Annotated in this window: 19 protein-coding genes; 15 read left to right on the top strand and 4 right to left on the bottom strand. The window is 67.9% G+C overall.

Annotation, left to right across the window (positions count from 1 at the left end; all coding sequences use genetic code 11):
• The first annotated feature begins 44 nt into the window (after positions 1-44).
• From H6717_12575 to H6717_12555, 5 genes are read left to right on the top strand one after another with little or no spacing between them, the layout of a single operon-like run.
• A complete protein-coding gene (locus H6717_12575; protein ID MCB9577848.1) occupies positions 45-710 on the top strand; it encodes a hypothetical protein in 666 nt (221 codons plus the stop codon).
• Complete coding sequence (locus H6717_12570; protein ID MCB9577847.1) at positions 707-1,234, top strand: TlpA family protein disulfide reductase; 528 nt, start codon at positions 707-709, stop codon at positions 1,232-1,234. The genes H6717_12575 and H6717_12570 overlap by 4 nt, the downstream gene beginning before the upstream one ends.
• Positions 1,231-2,037, top strand: coding sequence for a 2-oxo acid dehydrogenase subunit E2 (locus H6717_12565; protein ID MCB9577846.1), 807 nt, complete (start codon positions 1,231-1,233; stop codon positions 2,035-2,037). Before H6717_12570 ends, H6717_12565 begins: the two co-directional genes overlap by 4 nt.
• Positions 2,034-3,245, top strand: coding sequence for an argininosuccinate synthase (locus H6717_12560; protein ID MCB9577845.1), 1,212 nt, complete (start codon positions 2,034-2,036; stop codon positions 3,243-3,245). The genes H6717_12565 and H6717_12560 overlap by 4 nt, the downstream gene beginning before the upstream one ends.
• Positions 3,242-3,952: a histidine phosphatase family protein gene (locus H6717_12555; GenBank protein ID MCB9577844.1), complete on the top strand. Its 711-nt coding sequence runs from the start codon at positions 3,242-3,244 to the stop codon at positions 3,950-3,952. Before H6717_12560 ends, H6717_12555 begins: the two co-directional genes overlap by 4 nt.
• Positions 3,953-3,954: 2 nt before the next feature.
• Here the strand turns inward: H6717_12555 and H6717_12550 are convergent, their stop codons facing one another.
• Positions 3,955-4,770, bottom strand: a complete 816-nt coding sequence (locus H6717_12550) for a hypothetical protein (GenBank protein ID MCB9577843.1) — start codon at positions 4,768-4,770, stop codon at positions 3,955-3,957.
• A gap of 82 nt (positions 4,771-4,852) precedes the next feature.
• Positions 4,853-5,500 carry a DUF4230 domain-containing protein gene (locus H6717_12545; GenBank protein MCB9577842.1) on the bottom strand — a complete coding sequence of 216 codons (648 nt, stop codon included), beginning with the start codon at positions 5,498-5,500 and terminating at the stop codon, positions 4,853-4,855.
• Positions 5,501-5,632: 132 nt separating this feature from the next.
• Between H6717_12545 and H6717_12540 the strand changes: the two genes are divergently transcribed.
• From H6717_12540 to H6717_12530, 3 genes are all read left to right on the top strand, one after another.
• On the top strand, positions 5,633-6,241 hold the full coding sequence (locus H6717_12540) for a hypothetical protein (GenBank protein ID MCB9577841.1): 609 nt from the start codon (positions 5,633-5,635) through the stop codon (positions 6,239-6,241).
• Positions 6,238-6,588 (top strand): hypothetical protein, encoded by a 351-nt coding sequence (locus H6717_12535; protein MCB9577840.1) that lies wholly within the window; start codon positions 6,238-6,240, stop codon positions 6,586-6,588. Before H6717_12540 ends, H6717_12535 begins: the two co-directional genes overlap by 4 nt.
• Positions 6,589-6,806: 218 nt before the next feature.
• Positions 6,807-9,185, top strand: coding sequence for a hypothetical protein (locus H6717_12530; protein ID MCB9577839.1), 2,379 nt, complete (start codon positions 6,807-6,809; stop codon positions 9,183-9,185).
• A 211-nt stretch (positions 9,186-9,396) separates the two neighbouring features.
• Here the strand turns inward: H6717_12530 and H6717_12525 are convergent, their stop codons facing one another.
• Positions 9,397-9,978, bottom strand: a complete 582-nt coding sequence (locus H6717_12525) for a hypothetical protein (GenBank protein MCB9577838.1) — start codon at positions 9,976-9,978, stop codon at positions 9,397-9,399.
• A gap of 118 nt (positions 9,979-10,096) precedes the next feature.
• Positions 10,097-10,915 carry a Uma2 family endonuclease gene (locus tag H6717_12520; protein ID MCB9577837.1) on the bottom strand — a complete coding sequence of 273 codons (819 nt, stop codon included), beginning with the start codon at positions 10,913-10,915 and terminating at the stop codon, positions 10,097-10,099.
• Positions 10,916-11,256: 341 nt separating this feature from the next.
• Here H6717_12520 and xth point away from each other — a divergent pair, with 341 nt between their 5' ends.
• The 7 genes from xth (at position 11,257) to H6717_12485 (ending at position 18,417) form a co-directional block, all read left to right on the top strand.
• Positions 11,257-12,021: an exodeoxyribonuclease III gene (gene xth / locus H6717_12515; GenBank protein MCB9577836.1), complete on the top strand. Its 765-nt coding sequence runs from the start codon at positions 11,257-11,259 to the stop codon at positions 12,019-12,021.
• Between the two features lie 58 nt (positions 12,022-12,079).
• Positions 12,080-13,141, top strand: coding sequence for a phosphotransferase family protein (locus H6717_12510; protein MCB9577835.1), 1,062 nt, complete (start codon positions 12,080-12,082; stop codon positions 13,139-13,141).
• Between the two features lie 3 nt (positions 13,142-13,144).
• Positions 13,145-14,095 carry a DUF72 domain-containing protein gene (locus H6717_12505; GenBank protein ID MCB9577834.1) on the top strand — a complete coding sequence of 317 codons (951 nt, stop codon included), beginning with the start codon at positions 13,145-13,147 and terminating at the stop codon, positions 14,093-14,095.
• The gene (locus tag H6717_12500; protein ID MCB9577833.1) at positions 14,092-15,069 is read left to right on the top strand and encodes a DUF72 domain-containing protein; all 978 of its coding nucleotides are present in this window, start codon (positions 14,092-14,094) and stop codon (positions 15,067-15,069) included. The genes H6717_12505 and H6717_12500 overlap by 4 nt, the downstream gene beginning before the upstream one ends.
• A gap of 877 nt (positions 15,070-15,946) precedes the next feature.
• Positions 15,947-16,369 carry a rubrerythrin gene (locus H6717_12495; GenBank protein MCB9577832.1) on the top strand — a complete coding sequence of 141 codons (423 nt, stop codon included), beginning with the start codon at positions 15,947-15,949 and terminating at the stop codon, positions 16,367-16,369.
• Positions 16,370-16,472: 103 nt separating this feature from the next.
• Positions 16,473-17,843, top strand: coding sequence for a hypothetical protein (locus tag H6717_12490; protein ID MCB9577831.1), 1,371 nt, complete (start codon positions 16,473-16,475; stop codon positions 17,841-17,843).
• 1 nt (position 17,844) lies between these two features.
• Entirely contained in the window at positions 17,845-18,417 is a 573-nt protein-coding gene (locus H6717_12485) for a DUF3501 family protein (GenBank protein ID MCB9577830.1), read from the top strand.
• The last annotated feature ends 21 nt before the right edge of the window (positions 18,418-18,438 follow it).

Raw genomic sequence — 18,438 nt, 5'->3', positions numbered from 1 at the left:
ACACCGTTGCAGGGTCTCGTGTGATCCTCTAGCTTGCCGCTGTCATGACGCGCGTGCCCAGTCAGCCCGAGCTCCTCGCGGAGTCCGCCGGTGTGGACGCGCGCGTCGCTGCCGCTTGGCGAGAGTGGCTCGGCGCCATGGCGACGGACGCCGAAGCAGCGTTGGCGGCGGCCATGGCGTACGAGGATCTCGACGCCGAGGATCGCGATCGCTGGCTCTTGGCGCTGGAGAACGACGCCCCGAGCCTGGGCGTTCCGCGCATCGCGGTGTACGCCCCGCTGCTCGCGGTGGAGTCGGACCCGGAGCGGCGCCAGCGCATCACCGCGGCCATCGGCCCGGACGAAGAGCTGGCGCTGCCGCGAACGGATCCTCGTGGACTGTCGGGCAGGGCAGGGGACGGCACGCGAGTGGCCACCGTGGTGTGGCCGCTCTATCTCGACTTCGTGCAGGTGCTCGCCTGCGGCTATCGACCCAGCGAGGGCTTCACCTGGGTGCGGCACGATCCCATCGTGCAGCAAGACGCCGCGCCGCGCCCCGGACAGGTGCTCTTGGGTGCGTTGTTGGAGACGGCGCCCCTCAAGGCGTTGGTGGACGAGCTGGCGGTGACGGTGCTGGCCCACAAGCGCAGCGGCCGCGCCCTGCCGGAGGCCCTCAAGGTGTTCGCGGACCTGTTCGGGCCGCTCGTGGGGCCCGCCCCGGCCGTCCCGTGAAGTGGCGCCTGTTTTGCGTCCTCGCGCTGGTCGCCGGCTGCGGGGGTGAGCCGCCCGCCCGAGCTCCCGAAGCGCAGGCTGGCGGAACCCCGGTGGGGTTCGTGTACACCACCACCACGGGAGACGAGCTGTCGACGGACACCACTCGGGGACGCGCCACGGCCCTCTTGTTCGTGACGACCTTCGATCTCGCGAGTCAGTTGATGGCCAAGCGCCTCGACACCGTGCTCCGGCGTCACAAGCCGCGGGCCAACGGCGCGGCCATCGTGCTCGAGGCGCCGAAGTACTCGGTGATGGCCGACGCCTTCGGTTCCGCCCTGGGGCTGTCGTACCCCATCGCCATGGCCGACGAGTGGGGCAGCGGTCAGCCCGGCCCCTTCGGCTTGATCGACCGCGTGCCGACCCTGGTGGTGGTGGACGCGTTCGGAGTGGAGACGTTTCGGCGCTTTGGAGTGCTGTCCGAGGCCGACGTCGAACAAGCCCTTGCGGCCGCTCAAAAGCGCGGCTTTGCTCCGCCGCCGTGAGCTTCCGCCGCCTCCGTGACGTGCCCGAATGGCGATCCATGGCGATCCACGCCTGGAACGCGCCGCGCGACCCGACCGTGTACGGCGTCCTGGACGTCGATGCGGAGAACGCCATGGCCTACGTCGAGCGGCAACGCGCCGAGAGCGGCCAGCGGGTGACCCTGACGCATGTCATCGGCAAGGCCGTGGCCGTGGCCATCGCCGAGCGTCCGGAGGTGAACGCCATCGTGCGCCGGGGGCGCCTCTACGTGCGGGACAGCATCGACGTCTTCTTCCAGGTGGCGTTCGATGAAGGCGAGAACCTCGCTGGCGCCAAGTTGACCGGGGTGGATCGCATGCGCGTGCCGGAGATCGCCGAGGCTCTGGGCCGCCGCGCGGAGCGGATCCGCACCAAGAAGGACGACCCCACCCAGAAATCCGCCTCCATGCTGTCGCGCCTGCCGCCGCTGGCAATGCGCATCGCGATGCGCGCTGCGGAGCGCCTGACCTACGACATCGGTCTGAACCTGTCCTCCGTGGGCGTGCCCTACGACGCCTTCGGATCGGCAATGATCACCAACGTCGCCGGTTTCGGCTTGACGGTAGGACAGGCTCCGCTATTTCCCCCCTCCCGCACGCCGGTGGTCCTCACCGTCGGCGCGGTTCGCGAAGCGCCCATGGCCGTGGATGGCAAAGTGGTCGTTCGTCCGGTGCTCACCATCGGAGCGGCGTTCGACCACAGAGTCCTCGACGGCTATCAGGCGGGCCGAATGGCCAAACGTTTCCGCGAGGTCCTGTCGGACCCCGAGAAGGAGCTGCCGTGAAACCCATCAAGAAGGTCGTGCTCGCCTATTCCGGCGGGTTGGACACCAGCGTCATCCTGCGCTGGGTGAAGGAAACGTACGACGCCGAGGTCGTGGCCTGGTGCGCCGACGTCGGCCAAGCGGAGGAGCTCGACGGGCTCGAGAAGAAGGCCCGCGACACCGGTGCTTCGGAGTACGTGCAGGTGGACCTGCGCGAGAACTTCGTCCGCGACTTCGTGTTCCCGTCTCTCAGGGCCAACGCCCTGTACGAGGGCGAGTACCTGCTCGGCACCTCGCTGGCCCGCCCGTGCATCATCCAGGGCATGATGAAGACGGTGAAGGACGTGGGCGCGGACGCCATCGCCCACGGCGCCACCGGCAAAGGCAACGATCAGGTGCGCTTCGAGCTCGGGGCCATGTTCTTCGACCCCGAGGTGCAGGTGATCGCTCCCTGGCGCGAGTGGGACCTCAAGAGCCGCACGGACTGCATCGAGTACGCGAAGAAGCACAAGATCCCGATCACGGCCACCGCGGAGAAGCCGTACTCCATGGACCGCAACCTGCTGCACCTCTCCTTCGAGGGCGGCATCCTCGAAGATCCGTGGAACGAGCCGCCGAAGGACATGTTCATCCTCAGCAAGAACCCCGAGGACGCGCCGGCGGAGCCCGAGTACCTCGAGATCGGCTTCGAGCAGGGCAATCCCGTGAGCATCAACGGCCAGTCCTTCGCGCCCGTGGCGCTGCTGGCGCGCATGAACGAGATCGCCGGTCGTCACGGCGTGGGCCGCGTGGACCTGGTCGAGAGCCGCTACGTCGGCATGAAGAGCCGCGGCGTGTACGAGACGCCCGGTGGCACCGTGCTGCACAAGGCGCACCGGGCGATGGAGAGCATCACGCTGGACCGCGAGCAGATCCGCATTCGCGATGGGCTGATCCCGGAGTATGCGAGCTTGGTGTATCGCGGGCTGTGGTTCTCGCCGGAACGCGAGATGCTGCAGAGCATGATGGACGCGATCCAAGAGGTGGTGAGCGGCGTCGTGCGCGTGAAGCTGTACAAGGGCAGCGTCACCGTGGTCGGTCGCAAGAGCGACAACTCCCTCTATCGCGAGGACTTCGTCACCTTCGAAAAGGACGAGGTGTACGACCAGCGGGACGCCACTGGTTTCATCCGCTTGGCGGGGCTTCGCCTCCGTCTGGAAGCACTGCGTCGGCAGAAGATGAAGAAGTGAGCCAGCTCCTGCTCGTGCGCCATGCGCAGGCGTCGTTTCTCGACGGCGACTACGATCGGCTGAGCGAGCTGGGGCGGCGACAGAGTCGGACCCTGGGTCAGCGCTGGGCGGCGCTGGGCCAGGGTTTCGACCGCTTCGTGGCAGGTCCGCGCACGCGGCAGCGCGACACCGCCCTCGAGTGTCGTGGGGTGCTGGTCGCCCACGGCGTGGCCGTGCCCGAGCTCGAAGTGCTGGACGGCTTGGACGAGTATCCTGCGGAAGAAATCCTGCGCGGCCTCGCCCCCGAGCTATCCGCGGAGCACGAGAGCTTTGCCGAGCTCGGCCGCGTGTTCGCCAGCGATGCGGATCGCCGGACCCGCGGCCGCGCCTTCGACAAGATGCTCCAGCGTGCGCTGTACGCTTGGGCGGAGGGACGCACCGTACCCGGCGTGGAGAGCCACACCGCGTTCGTCGAGCGCATCGAAGGCACACTTTCCGAGCTCACGCGTGGCCGCCAGGTGCGCGTCGCGGCGTTCTCGTCGGCGGGCAGCATCGGCGCGCTCTTGGGAGTCGTCCTTGGCACCGACGCCCGAAAGACGCTGGAGCTCGGTTGGATGCTCGAGAACGCCAGCGTGTCCGAGATGGCGTTCTCACGCGGGCGCGTTGGCGTCGCCCGCGTGAACACCATCGGTCATCTGCCGGATCCAGCGACCTGGACCCGGCGTTAGAGCTACTTGGGAACCTCGGAGCAGTCCGCCATGGAGTAGTAGGCGTCGATCTTCGGATCGTCGCCGATCACGTGCCAGGTGGGCACGTTCACGTTCTGGAACTGCGGATCGAAGGTGACGCGCACGGTCTTGTCGCCGGTGAGCCCTTTGGACGCCAGGGACGCCGTGACCTGCTTTAGCGTGCAGGTGGGCGGCGGCGGCGGCACCACGTTCTTCCACTGATTGGTGGCGTTCCACTTCTTGGAGAAGTCCACGCCCACGGTGGAGAACTGGAACTTCTTGATGCTGTCCTCGCGCAGCTTCTTGCTCACGCTCTGGACCTTGCTGGGCGAGACGTACTCCACCACCGCGCCCTTATCGAGCAGCACGGTGCCGTCCGCGCGCACGGCTTGGTAGTTCACCGACCACCACACGGCGTCCTTCTTCCACTTGGTGGCTAGGCCGGACACGCTGGTGATCATCTTGTCGCCGTCGGCCTTGCTCTTGTCGATGCCGAGCTGGCCGTACCCGATCTTCCCCTTGCCACCACCGCCGAAGAAGTAGGACTTCACGTACCAGCCGCCGATCGACAGTACGCCGATCACGATCGCGCCGCCCACGCCGGCGATCATGCGCCCGACCGGGAAGCCGCCGCCGCTGGCCGCGCCCATGTTGGGCATGCCGGGGTACTGCTGCGGGGCTGCGGCTTGCGGCGCACCGCCCGCGAGCGTGTTCTGAGTATGGCAGGACGGACATATCCCCATGCCGGTGGCCTGGGGGATCCACACGACAGTTCCGCACTTGGAACAGGGCTGCTGGGTAAATCCGGCTTGTTGCACGAGCTCTCCCTTCCGGGAGGCTCCTCCGTCCCCCCGTCGCGCCGCATCCTAGACGAAGCCGCGTACGCTCGGGGGCCGATTTTCACTTCGGCCGCGGTGACTCGACCGTCACCGAGTCGTAGCCCAAGGACCGCACCAAGCTCTCTACCGTGCGCTCGGCGTTCTTCTGCGCGCGGGCCAAGATGCCGTTTTGCCGGGCGCCCTCCACGATGCTCTTCTCGGCTTCCTGACGCGCGCGGCTCTCCAAGGACTCTTGCCGTTTGGCCAGCACGTCCGTGGAGCGTGAATGTACGTAAGTGTGGTCGTTGTCCAGCTTGGAGCCGAGGATCTCCGCCTTGGGCAAGCGGATGTGAGCGGTCTTCTTCTCGGAATCGACCTGCACCGCGTCGTCCCCGAGCTTCGACAGATCCACGCCCGCCGTCACCGTACCCGTCGCCACCAGCAAGAGCGCGTCCTCTGCCTCGACCAGCCCGAAGAAGCGCGACTGCTTGTCGCGCAGGTCCAACACGCGCTCCACGTGGAACTCCGCGCTCTCGAGCCGCGCCAGGTCGCGCACCGCCGTCACCACGTTGGGCGTTGGGCGAATCACGGTTACCGTCGCCGCCGGCTTCGGCGCCGGAGTGGAAGCGAGGCGCCCCGCCACACCCCCGGCGATCGCCCCCGCCAACAGCGCTCCGACGAGCCAGCCGATGGAAAAGCGTCGGTCCGTCGTCGGAGCGGGTTCGTTCATCGCACGCAGTGTCACCACGGATGCTGGACGGCGCAAGCCGAGGCCCCAATCTCCTTTGCCGGAGATCCTTTTGTTGGCTCGCCGCGGAACCTCGCGCGACGCCGGCCCGCCGGGCCACGCTATAGTCCCGTCGTGCAGCGTCCGCGCATCACGGCGTTCGTCGTCGCTCTCGTCGTCGCGGCGCCCGCCCGCGCGGAGCGTCCCTTGTCCGTCGTCGCGGCGCCCGCCCGCGCGGAGCGTCCCTTGTCCGTCGTCGCGGGTCCCACGCTGGGCGGCAGCACCGGGAACGGCTGGAGCGGCGATGGCGTGATCCCGGGCGCGCAGCTCCGCGCCGGCTACCGCTTTGCAAACCTCGTTGGCCCCGTGTTCGTCGGTCGCGAGGCCTACGCCAAGGAAGATGAGCGGCTGCTCACGCTGATCAGCCTCGGGGCGCAAGTCTGGTGGCCGCCCATCGAGCCGCGCCCCTACGCGCGGCTCTCTTGGGTGCACCAGCACGAGGAGTTCGTGGGCTACGCCCAAGACGAGCCTTTCGGCGTGCTGTTCGGAGTGGGCAACGGCATCCGGCACCGGGGCGGCGTGGAGCTGGCCCTCGGCACCGACATCCGCTTCGCGGAATCCGAGAGCATCGACTGGCTCCTGTCTCCGGAGCTGTACGCGGACTGGATCCTCGCCAGTGAAGCGCCGGGACCGAAGTACTACCTGGGCGGCGGCTTGTCCGTCGGCCTCGCCTTCGCACCATGAAACGGCCGTTCCTGCTGGTCCTGCTCATTGGCCTTTCGGGCTGTCTCGACTTCACCACCATCGACGACGTGGACTGTCCCGACGGCGGCACGCCGCTCACGTACGACAACTTCGGCCGCCCGTTCATGGCCGTGTGGTGCAACCGCTGCCACTCCGCCCGGGTGGAAGACCGTCAGGGCGCGCCGGTGGACGTCGTGCTCGACACGAAAGAGCGCGTGCGCGCGCTCCGGGATCGCATCTTCGCCCGCGCCGCCGCGGACAACGACTCCATGCCTCCGGGGCCCGACAATCCGCCCCGAGCGGAACGCGATCGACTCGCCGTGTGGCTCGCCTGCGGCGCGAACTGATCCGCGAGCTACATTGCTCGAAAGCGCACGGGGAACTACCGCGTCACTTCTGGCCCGAGCGCCCGCAAAGCCCGGTCGAGGCCGAGGCTTCGGCGAGCACCGAAGCGGAGCGTACTCGAGTACGTGAGCATCGGAGCGCAGCCGAAACGCTGCCATCGGCCAGGATCTGCGGGAGTGGTAACTGTGTCGAAATCACGCAGTAGTGCTACCATCGTGGCATGGTGACCTCCTTTTCGCGCGCCACCGTCGCGCTCTGGCTTTCCGTCGTGGTGGCCGCGGGTTTTGCGGCCTGCGGTGGCAACAGTGACGTCGCGAGCCCGGGCGACAAATTCCCCAACAAGGACGCCAGCGTGGAGGGCAGCGCGGGCGACTCGGGGATCATCAACGAGGGCGGTGGCATCGACGTGGGCGTCAACGACGCGCCCCAGACCTTCGACGTGCAGCCGTCCGCGCTGCAGACGATCACGGTGCCGATGGGCACGAACGCGCCGACGGTGAGCTACGACGCAACCCTCGGCGGCAAGCCCACCGCCGTGGCGTGGTCCCTCGACCGCGGTGACATCGGCGACATCACCCTCGGTACGGCGGCGACCGGCGTGTTCACGCCCAAGGGCACCGTCGGCGGCATGGTCAAGATCATCGCCGGTCTCAACGGCCAAACCGTCACTCGCGACGTGCAAGTCAACCTCACGGCCGAGCAGAACGGTGCGGATCCCAACGACCCTGCTCAGGCAGCGCAGATCGCGAACACCGTGGCGGAGCTCACCGAAGGCGGCGGCATCGGCGGCGTCGGTGGTGACGGCCTCGGCGGTGCGGTCACGGACGCCGGCGCCCTGGCGGCGTTGGGCACGCCCACCAGCAACGGCTCGGCGGAGAACCTGCGCCTCATCTATCCCTACGACGAGACCGTGTTTCCGCGCGGTATCTTGGCGCCGATCCTGTCGTGGGATTGGTCCGTCGGCGACGCGGACGCGATCCAGATCGAGCTTGAGACCCAGAGCGGCAGCTTCAGCTACAAAGGCACCTTCGCGAAGCCGGCGATCCTCAGCCAGACCGGCGGCAAGTTCATCCGCCACCCGATCCCCGGGAACATCTGGGCGGCGGCGACCAACACGGCCGGCGGCAAGAGCGACCAGCTCACCCTGAAGCTCACCCTCGCCAAGGACGGCGTGGGCTACGGTCCCATCACCGAGACCTGGACCATCGCGCCGGCGCGCCTCTCGGGCATCATCTACTACAACTCCTACGGCACGAACCTGGCCAAGAACTACGGCGGCGCCGTAGGCGGCGATCACATGTTCGGCGGCGCGGTGCTGTCCATCGCCGTGGGCGATACCGGGCCCAAGCTGGTGGCCGGCGGCAACGGCGGCACCTCGCAGTGCCGCGTGTGCCACTCGGTCGCGGCGGACGGCTCGCGCCTCGTGGTGCAAAGGGGCGACAACTACTCCGCGAGCGCGGCCTACGACCTCACCCCCACCGGCGTGACGGAGACGCAGATGGGCGTCGGCGCGGAGTTCCCCGGCATCTACCCGGACGGCTCTTTGGCCCTGTCCCCTTCGGGTCAGGTGCTGTCGCTGCCCACCGCCGGCGCACCGGTGGCGTCCACGGGGCTCACCAGCGTGGCCACCAACGTCGGCACCCCGATGTTCTCGCCGGATGGCAAGCGCGTGGTGTTCAACCCCATGGCGGGGCCCGGCGTCACGAACCCCACCCAGAAGCTGGTGGTGATGGACTTCGATCTCGCCACCATGACCTTCTCGAACCCCATAGAGGTCGCGGACGAGACCGGGCAGCCTGCAGAGTCGCGTCCGGGTTGGCCGGCGTTCTTTCCCGACAGCAAGGGCATCGCTTTCCACCTGCAGAGCGTGGCCGGCTCGGACGGCAACGGCATCGGCGCCATGCACACCCGCAAGGGCGCCAAGGCGCAGATCCACTTCACCAACACCGACGGCGCTTCCAGCTCCACGCCGCTCTACCGTCTGAACGGTTTCGACTCCACCGGTGCGCCGGATCTGCCCAAGCTCACCACGGCCGTGAGCCTCGCCTGCACGGGCGACGGCGTGCAGGTCGGCGGCATCGATGCGGATCACGGCGACGACGTGAACCTGAACTACGAGCCCACGGTCAATCCCATCGCCTCCGGCGGCTACGTGTGGGTCGTGTTCACCAGCCGGCGCATGTACGGCAACGTCGCGACCATCCCGCCGTTCTGCAGCGACCCCCGGGGCGTGGATCTGGTGCAGCACATCACCACCAAGAAGCTGTGGGTGGCCGCAGTGGACGTGAACATGGCGCCCGGCACGGACGCCAGCCATCCCGCCTTCTACCTGCCCGGCCAGGAGCTCCTGGCGGGCAACTCGCGCGCCTTCTGGGTCCAAGACCCGTGCCGCGCGGACGGCGAGAGCTGCGAGTCCGGCGATCAGTGCTGCAACGGCTACTGCCAGCCCGACTCGACCACCGGCGAGCTGGTGTGCTCCAACGACACGCCCAACAACAACTGCTCGAACCCGAAGGAAAAGTGCACCACCGCCGCGGACTGTTGCGACAAGAGCAACCTCTGCCTCAACGGCTTCTGCTCCCAGCAGGTCCCGCAGTAGCCCCCGCGCGCTGCTTCCGCGCCTGGCAAGTCCGCAGCAACGGCCGTTTTCCGCAAGCGCCGCAATGGCCCGCGTTCCTTGCCGCCCGCGAGCCCGCTCTCGGGGCTCGCGGGAGATCATCGCAGCGACCGCCTCGCAGCTCCCCGGTTCACGCACCCCAATCGCGGCGCGACCTCGAGTCGTCGCGTGTGCGGTGCGCGAGGCGATGCCGCTATCCGACGAGGATGGCGCCGGTGCTGTCCGGCAGCTCCCACCAGGCGATGTCGAATACGCTCTGCAGGTAGCGAGTGACGGCCTTGTGGTCGAACCAGCCCTCCCCAGGCTCGTCCTCGGGCTCGGTCTCTAACGGAACGGGCTCGCCGTCGAGGGCCCCGCCGTCGTTCTTGATCCAGCCCACGTCGGCGGCGAACTCGAGCTCTCGCTTGCATGCGCCGCGATCGAGCACGGTCACCAGGTAAGCGTCGGACGTCGTCTGCCCCTGGGTGTCCACCACGACGCACTCGAGCCGTCGGGACACGTGCTCGGCGAGCTCGTTCGGCGCGCAGAAGGAGCCGTAGAAGGTCGTCACCCAGCGCGGCGACTGGCGGTACACGGCGACGCGGCGTGGTTTCTTCGCGGCGCCGAGTAGCGTCCAGTTGTTCGCCAGATCGAGGTCGCTCACGGCCGTTTGCCGCACGGCTTTCTTCGTCAGCCGCGCCCAGGCACTGCGATTCTCCGACAGCCACTCCGCACAGGCTTCGGCCGTGGCGGCCTCGTCGCGACCTTCCACGTAGAACGCCGCCCAGGAACCCATGCGCGAGCAGTAGCACGGGGAGCCGCCGCATCGGGACTGCCAACGGCCAGCGGCCGTTCCGTGGGATGCCGTCCGTTCTTTTTGCAGCGCCGAGCCGCGCTGAACAGCCGGAGGGAGCTCAGCCCCTTGAACGGCGTAGTCGTTCGAGCTCGGTCAGCGCTTCGCGGAGCTCGGACTCCGCGCGGGCGGCACGCTCGGCTTCTTGGGCGGCGCGCTCGGCTTCTTGGGCGGCGCGCTGCTCCGCTGCCTCGATACGCGTCTCCAGGTCGTCTACGAAGCTCTCCAGCTTGCCGACCAGCTCGCCGGCGTCCGGCAGCGCCGCGTCTCCCGCGTAGAAGCGCAGTCGGCCGGCGTCGACCACGAGATCGAGGTCGAGCACGGTGGACGCGAAATGACCGTGCTGCGGGACGATCGGCTGGTAGCTGGTCGAGCCCGGCGCCAGCCGGTAGCCCGTGAGCCGCAGCTTCGGGCGATCGAACACGAAGTACTCTGAGATGCCGAGACGCGCGTAGCGCTCGACATTGAGCACGACGTTCTCCCGTCGGGAGTCGAGAACCTGCACGTCGAGCGCGAAGCCGAGTCCCATGCCCTCCTGCGACACGCGCCAGCTCGGACGCGGGTGCGTACCGGTGTCGAGGGCGGCCATCACGTCGGGCGAGAACATGGGCTCTCCCGGGTAGTGGACGGGCAGGTTCGTTCCGACGTAGATGCTTCGTCGGGTTCTGCTGAAATAGCGCCGGAGGGCGGTCCAAGCTCCGTAGACTTCCTCCGTGTGCGCGTCGCCCTGCGGTGGTCGCGCCCTCGCCGGTTCGAAGTGCGACGGAAGGCTGTCCACCACGCGCTGTCGCTCCTCTTCGCTCATCCGGTCCCAGACATCCTGGGGCGGGGCGCGAGGGTCGTCGGGATCTACGATCCACGGGTCCGGACGCTGCGACATCCCGGCCAGTCCAACGCAATCCGGTCAGGGTCGCCGGTGGGCGGTTCAGTGCCGGAGCGCGGCGGACAGGGTGGCGGGACGCGAGGTTCCGCGGCGAACCGACAACCTGAAAGAGTCCCTTTGGCGTCGGGAGTGACGGCTCTCAATCAACCGACTCAATTGCGGGCCGGTGCCGAGCCGGGCACTGGCAAAGCCTGGGCGTGGGCGAGGCCTGGCGAGCATCGCAGCGAGCATCACCGTGCAGGCGAGCATCGGAGCGCCGCCGAAACGCTGCCTAGGTGTGGGATCTACGGGTGTCGCGGCTCTGGAAATGGCGAAGTAGTGCTATCCATGCGGGCAGCATGCGAATCGCGACGTGGAACGTGAATGGGCTTCGGGCGCGGCAGGACTTTTTGCTGCATTGGCTGCGAGCGCGGCAGCCGGACGTGGTGGGGCTGCAGGAGCTGAAGCTCACCGACGAACAGTTCCCGCACCTGGAGCTCGAGGCCGAGGGCTACCACGCGGTGACCCACGGGCAGAAGAGCTGGAACGGCGTGGGAGTGTTGACCAAGGAGCGCGCGGAGGTGACCGAGCGCGGGCTGCCGGGGCAGGAAGATTTCGGCGCGCGGCTGATCACGGTGAAGGTGAGCGGCATTACCTTTTGCACGGTGTACGTGCCCAACGGCAAGAGCGTGAGCCACGAGGACTACCCCAAGAAGCTCGCCTGGCTGGATCGCTTGAAGGAGCACCTCGCGGAGTCGTCGGTGGACGTGGTGTGCGGAGACTTCAACGTGGTGCCGGAGCCCATCGACTCCTGGAACGAGGACGGCCTGGCGGGGCACATCTTTCACACGGACGAGGAACGCCGGCGCATCGCCGCGCTGAAGGAGCTCGGCTACGTGGATCTGTTCCGCACGCAGCACCCGGACGAAGCGGCGTTTTCCTGGTGGGACTACCGCGGCGGCGCGTTCCACAAACGGCAGGGGCTGCGCATTGACTTCTTACTGGGGAAACCCGGCGTGGCGGAGCGGGTGACGAGCGCGGAAATCGACCGCGACTACCGCAAGAAGAAGGACGGGCTGACGCCTTCGGATCACGCCCCGGTGATGGTGGAGCTGTCGGGTTGACCCGGGGGCGGCGGCTCTGCACGCTGTGCCGAACGGAGGACCTGTCGTGAGCGAGCACATCGACCGAGCCGGCAACATTCGCTCCGGGGAGGAGCTGGAGCTGGAGCCCTTGGCGCGCTACCTGCGGGAGCACGTCGACGAGATCGCGGCGAACGCCGAGATCGCGGTGGAGCAGTTCCCCAAGGGGCACTCGAACCTCACCTACCTGATTCGCTCCGGCGACAAGGAGTACGTGCTCCGCCGGCCGCCCTTCGGCAGCAAGGTGAAGTCGGCGCACGACATGGGGCGCGAGTACCGCGTGCTCTCGAAGCTCGCCCCGCACTATCCGCTGGCGCCGGAGCCGCTGCTCTACTGTGAGGACGACAGCGTGATCGGGGCGACGTTCTACGTGATGCGGCGCATTCGCGGCGTGATCCTGCGCCGCGAGCTGCCCGCCGGCGTCACGTTGAGCGAAGCGCAGACCAAGGCGCTGCACGAAACGCTGATCGACGAGCTGGTGCGGCTCCACGGCCTGGATTTCGAAGCCATCGGCCTCGGCGGTCTGGGCAAGCCCGAGGGCTACGTGGAGCGGCAGGTGAGCGGCTGGACCAAGCGCTACGGAAACTCCAAGACCGACGAGATCCCGAGTGTGGACCAGCTGGGTGCGTGGCTCGCGGAGCACTTGCCCGAGAGCGGTGCGCCGGCGCTGATCCACAACGACTACAAGCTCGACAACGTCGTGCTCGACGGCCAAGACCTCACGCGCATCGTGGGCGTGCTGGACTGGGAGATGAGCACCATCGGGGATCCGCTGATGGATCTGGGCACCAGCCTCAGCTACTGGGTCGAGGCCACGGACGCGGACGAGTTCCAGTGGGTGCGCTGGGGGCCGACCTCCGTGCCCGGGAGCCTCACGCGCACGGAGCTGGTGGCACGCTACGCCGAAGGTTCCGGTCGAGACGTCTCGAACGTCCTCTTTTACTACTGCTTCGGGTTGTTCAAGACCGCGGTGGTGCTGCAGCAGATCTACTACCGCTACAAGCACGGCTTCACGAAGGACGAACGCTTCGCGCCGCTGATCCACGGCGTGCGCGTGCTCGCGAACCGCGGCGTCGAGGCCATCGAGCTCGGCCACGTGTGAGCCATGGCGGGGCGACAGCTCAGCCTGTTCGGCCCGCCGGCGGCCGCACAGCTCGACACCCGCGCGGATGAGGAGCTGATGCGTCACGTGCCGGAGCACGTGCGCTTCGGCACCTCGAGCTGGACCTTCCCGGGCTGGGCGGGGATCGTGTACGCCGGCTCGCCCGGCGAGCGGGAGCTCGCGGCGCGTGGCCTGGAGGAGTACGCGCGCCACCCGCTGTTTCGCACCGTCGGTATCGACCGCAGCTACTACGCGCCGTTGGACGGGGCCACCCTCGACCGCTACGCCGCGCAGCTGCCCGAGGGGTTTTCGTGCGTGATGAAGGTGTTCAGCGAGATCACGAGCGCCGTGCACCCAAAGACGCGCGAGGAAAATCCGAGCTTTCTGTCTCGTGAGCGCGTGCTCCGGGAAGTGATCGAGCCCGTGAGCGAGCACTTTGCGGCGCACGCAGGGCCGCTGGTGTTCGAGTTTTCGCCGCTCCGGCGAAGTGAGCTGCCGGAGCCCCGGGCCTTCGCCGAGAGGTTGGGGGAGCTCTTTCGCTCGTTGCCGCGGGAGCTGCCCTATGCGGTCGAGCTTCGCAATCGCGAGCTCTTCACCCACGCCTACCTGGACGTGCTGCGCGACGTGGGCGTGGGCCATGTGTTGAACTTTTGGGAGCGCATGCCCGACGTCGGCGAGCAGCTCAGCGTGCCCGGTGTGCTGACCGCGCCGGTGGTGGTCACGCGCCTGTTGATCCCGCCGGGGGAGCGCTACGATTCGCGCAAGCGGGTGCTCGCGCCCTTCGACCGCATCGTGGACCCCCAGGAGAAGATGCGCGCGGACGTGGAGCGGCTTTCGGAAGCGTGCCGCGAGCTCGGCAAGGCGTTGCTCGTGATCGTGAACAACAAGGCGGAGGGCTCGAGCCCGCTGACGGTGCGGGCGCTGGCCGAGCGCCTGGCGCAGGTTCCGTTTTGACGAAGAAGGCCGTGGTCCCCGCGCCGGATCCCGAGCTCCTGGCGCGGGCCACGGAGCTTGCGGATCGTGCCCTCGAGCCGGCTCGCGCAGGGCGGGTGCTGTTCGGCACCGCGGGCTGGACCGACAAGACGCTGATTGCCAGCGGCCGCTTCTACCCCAAGGGCAAGAGCAGCGCGGAAGAGCGGCTGCGCCACTACGCGCGGCATTTCTCCATGGTGGAGGTGGACGCCACCTACTACGCGCTCCTGCCCCCCGCCACGGCGGAGAGCTGGGCGGCGTGGACGCCGGCGGACTTTTGCTTCGACGTGAAGGCGCATCCCATCGTTACCGGGCATCCGGTGGACGTGGGGCGCTTGCCCGCCGATCTGAAGCAAGCCCTCGGCGGTGAGGGGCGCGTGTATCCCGACAGGATGCCGCGCGAGATCGCAGACGAGATCGAACGGCGCTTCCGCGCGCTGCTCGATCCGTTGGTGGCGAGCGGCAAGCTCGGTTGCCTGATGGCGCAGTTCCCGCCGTGGTTCACGGCGACCCGCGGCAATGCGCGGCGCTTGGAGCAGCTGGCGCAGCGCTTCTCGGACCTGCGCGTCGCCGTCGAGTTCCGCCACAAGAGCTGGCTAATGTCGGAGCGCCGACAGCGCGTGTTCGATTTGCTGCGCGCGCAACATCTCTCCTACGTTTGCGTGGACGAGCCGGACGTGGAGCGCGGCGGCGTGCCACCGTGGGTGGAGGTGACGACGCCCGCCCTCGCCGTCGTGCGTTTCCATGGGCACAACGTGGGCGGCTGGCAGAAACGCGGCGCGTCGGTGCACGAACGCTTCGACTACCTGTATTCGCCGGAGGAGCTGTCCGCCTGGCGGGAGCCGGTGCGGCGCCTCTCGCGGGAAGCGGAGGCGGTCCACGCCGTGTTCAACAACTGCGTGCAGAACTTCGCCGTGCTCGGTGCGAAAGGGCTCTCCGTCATTTTGGAGAAGTGACCCCGCTGGCCTGCGCGGTCGAAGCGCGCATGTCCGCTGACTACCGGAATGGAGGGGGTGGGGAGCGGACAGAACCGTTCGAATCCGAACGAATTTCCGAGAGCGGAATCCGTCGTTGCGTCGGGGGCGGCGTGAACGGTCTGAGTCGGCAAGCTCAGATGTCCGCGTGTCCGCGCGGTGAGGCGGGGAACAAGGTCAAATGTCCGCGTGTCCGCGGGGGAGTGTCGAGGCCGCAGCGCGGGACATGGGAGGCCAAATGTCCGCGTGTCCGCGGGGGAGTGTCGAGGCCGCAGCGCGGGACATGGGAGGCCAAATGTCCGCGTGTCCGCGGGAGAGTGTGCCGCGGAGACTGCGCGGGACATGGGAGGTCAAATGCCCGCGTGTCTGTGGGCGACGGTCGAGGCCGCAGCGCGGGACATGGGAGGCCAAATGTCCGCGTGTCTGCGAGGGAGTGTGCCGCGGAGACTGCGCGGGACATGGGAGGCCAAATGTCCGCGTGTCTGTGGGCGACGGTCGAGGCCGCAGCGCGGGACATGGGAGGCCAAATGTCCGCGTGTCCGGTTGGTGACGTGTTGCGACCGGACCGCGGAGGGCGCGAGTGCGGGAGCGCATGGCCGAGACGTGGGTGAACGAATGGGCCGTGGCCGAAGGGCGTGGAGCGGGAGGCCGAGCTCGGAGACAGGGCGCTTGACGGCGAGCCCAAGAGGGCGACCCTGGAACAGTCGCCAGAGCCCGACCCTGGAGCGCGAATGATGCGCCGCAGCATTAGACATCTTCTAAAATTCGACAGAGTCGGGTTGACCCCCCGGGGGGATTCTCTATGTTGAGCGCCCAACTGTTCCGCCGGCGGGTCCGGCGTGTGGAGGACGACACCAAGATGGCCAAGCTCGAAGGAACCAAGACCCACGAAAACCTCAAAGAAGCGTTTGCCGGCGAGTCGCAGGCGAACCGCCGCTACCTGTACTTCGCGAAGGTGGCGGACGTGGAGGGCTACCCGGACGTTGCGGGTCTGTTCAAGGACACCGCGGACGGCGAGACGGGCCACGCCCACGGCCACCTCGACTTCTTGAAACAGGTCGGCGATCCGGCGACCGGCAAGCCCATCGGCAACACCGCCAAGAACCTGCTCTCGGCCGTTGCCGGCGAGACCTACGAATACGAGACCATGTACCCGGGCTTCGCGAAGACCGCGCGTGACGAGGGCTTCGACGAGGTCGCCGAGTGGTTCGAGACCCTGGCGAAGGCGGAGAAGAGCCACGCCGGGCGTTTCAAGAAGGCATCGGACGAGCTCGGCGACTGATTCGCGCGACAGTCCCGAGCCAGTAACGAGGGCCATCGGCCGCAGCGCGCGGTCGGTGGCCTTCTTGATTTTCGAAGATCCTCTTGTCCCCGCGAGTACCCCGATGAGCGTCATTCCGCGCAACCCCACCGTCACTCCCGCCTTCGACCCCAACTCCTCCCGCTACTGGGAGCCGCGCGATCTGGAGCAGGAGCTCCTGCGGACGTTCCAGATCTGTCACGAGTGCCGCATGTGCGTCACTTACTGCGGCTCCTTCCCCATCCTGTTCGACGCCATCGATCGCGACGTGGATGCGGGCAAGGCCCAGGGCGCCGAGACCATCGGCGCCGAGACCATCGCGCAGGTGAGCGATCACTGCTGGCAGTGCAAGCTCTGTTACATCAAGTGCCCCTACACGCCGGACGAAGGCGCACGGGAAGAGCTGGACTTCCCGCGGCTCATGGCGCGGGAGAAAGCGCAGCGGGCGCGGCGCGAGGGCATCCCCCTGGTGGATCGCATCCTCGGTGAGCCGCGTTTGATCGGCGCGCTCGGCTCGGGCATCAACGCCAAGCCGGCGAACTTCGTCAACGCCAACAAGCTGGCGCGCAAGGTCACGGAAAAGGTCACCGGCATCAGTGCCGAGTTCCCGCTGCCGCCCATGGCGGAGCACACGTTCACTTCTTGGGCGCGCAAGCACGCTCCGCTGCCGGAAGCCGGCAACGAGGGCGCGGTGGTGCTGTTTCCGACCTGCTACGGCGAGTACAACTTCCCGGACGTTCCCGAAGCGGCCGTGCTGGTGCTGGAGAAGAACGGCTTCGAGGTGGAGGTGCCGGAAGCGCTCGCCTGCTGCGGCATGCCGAACCTCGACGGCGGCGACGTGGTGGCCGCCAAGAAGAAGATGCAACAGAACGTCGACGCGCTGCTGCCGCTGGTGCGGCAGGGCCACAAGATCGTCGTCCCGGGGCCGACCTGCGGCTACACCATGAAGAAGGAGTGGCCGCTCTACCTGGGCACGCCGGAGGCCGCGGAGGTCGCCGCCGCCACGCTGGACTTGATGGAGTTCTTGGACGGCCTCCGCCGGGAAAAGAAGCTGAACAAGGACTTCGAGCGGGGCTTCGGCAACGTGGCGTACCACGCGGCCTGCCACCTCCGAGCGCAGAAGATCGCGATCCCCGGCGCTCGCATCCTGAATCAGCTGCCGGACACCGAGGTGCGCATCGTGGAGCGCTGCAGCGCCGTGGACGGAACCTGGGGCATGAAGGCCGCGTACTATGACGAGGGCGTGCGCTACGCGAAGCGCATGGCCAAGGCGCTGTCGCCCGAGGACGACGCTCCGGACGCCATCGTCACGGATTGCAACCTGGCGGGGCTCCGCATCTTGAAGGAGAACCGCACGACGGCGCTGCATCCCATCGTCGCGCTGGCGGAGGCCTACGGGCTCACACCCGGTCGGCCGCGGCCGGCGCCGCGTGACCCCGAAGCAGAGGAGAGCTGAGATGAAACCCGTGCACAGAAACGAGCTACTGGACCTCGGCGCTTACGAAGAGATCCGTGAGCGCTTTCGAGCACGGGTCATCGAAGAGAAGAAGAGCCGGCGCGTGCCCCTCGGGGATCACATGACCGTGCTGTTCGAGAACCGCGACACGGTGCTGTTCCAGATCCAGGAGATGTTGCGCACCGAGCGCATCACGCAGGAGAAGGCCGTGTTGCACGAGCTCGAGACGTACAACACGCTGGTGCCCGCCGATGGCGAGCTGTCCGTCACGGTGTTCGTGGAGTACGCCGACAAGGAAGAGCGGGATCGCGCCCTCGAGGCGCTGGCCGGCGTGGAAGAGCGCTTCTACGTGAGCGTGAACGGAACGCGCGCGAGCGGCCGCCCGGAAATGCGCGGGGATCGCACGGACCGCACCACGGCGGTGCAGTACGTGAAGTTTCCGCTCGGCGCCGAGCTCGCCGCCGCGGCGAAGAAGGACGACGCGGATCTCCGTCTGGGCGTGGACCATCCCGAGTACAGCGCGGAGACGCCACTCGCCGGCGCCCTGCTCGCGAGCCTCAAAGACGAGCTCTGAGGTTCCGCGGCGGACCGACAA

This window comes from Polyangiaceae bacterium (assembly GCA_020633235.1).
Lineage (GTDB): Bacteria > Myxococcota_A > Polyangia > Polyangiales > Polyangiaceae > JACKEA01.
The sequence above is the reverse complement of the archived record's forward strand: the minus strand, read 5'-3'. Positions and strand labels throughout refer to the sequence as shown.

Bases quoted from the DNA above. Each gene is read 5' to 3' on its own strand.
- H6717_12505 (MCB9577834.1), top strand. From the start codon at position 13,145: ATGGCGGGGCGACAGCTCAGCCTGTTCGGCCCGCCGGCGGCCGCACAG.
- H6717_12490 (MCB9577831.1), top strand. From the start codon at position 16,473: ATGAGCGTCATTCCGCGCAACCCCACCGTCACTCCCGCCTTCGACCCC.
- H6717_12495 (MCB9577832.1), top strand. From the start codon at position 15,947: ATGGCCAAGCTCGAAGGAACCAAGACCCACGAAAACCTCAAAGAAGCG.
- H6717_12530 (MCB9577839.1), top strand. From the start codon at position 6,807: ATGGTGACCTCCTTTTCGCGCGCCACCGTCGCGCTCTGGCTTTCCGTC.
- H6717_12485 (MCB9577830.1), top strand. From the start codon at position 17,845: ATGAAACCCGTGCACAGAAACGAGCTACTGGACCTCGGCGCTTACGAA.
- H6717_12545 (MCB9577842.1), bottom strand. From the start codon at position 5,500: ATGAACGAACCCGCTCCGACGACGGACCGACGCTTTTCCATCGGCTGG.
- H6717_12575 (MCB9577848.1), top strand. From the start codon at position 45: ATGACGCGCGTGCCCAGTCAGCCCGAGCTCCTCGCGGAGTCCGCCGGT.
- H6717_12535 (MCB9577840.1), top strand. From the start codon at position 6,238: ATGAAACGGCCGTTCCTGCTGGTCCTGCTCATTGGCCTTTCGGGCTGT.
- xth (MCB9577836.1), top strand. From the start codon at position 11,257: ATGCGAATCGCGACGTGGAACGTGAATGGGCTTCGGGCGCGGCAGGAC.
- H6717_12525 (MCB9577838.1), bottom strand. From the start codon at position 9,978: ATGGGTTCCTGGGCGGCGTTCTACGTGGAAGGTCGCGACGAGGCCGCC.
- H6717_12520 (MCB9577837.1), bottom strand. From the start codon at position 10,915: ATGTCGCAGCGTCCGGACCCGTGGATCGTAGATCCCGACGACCCTCGC.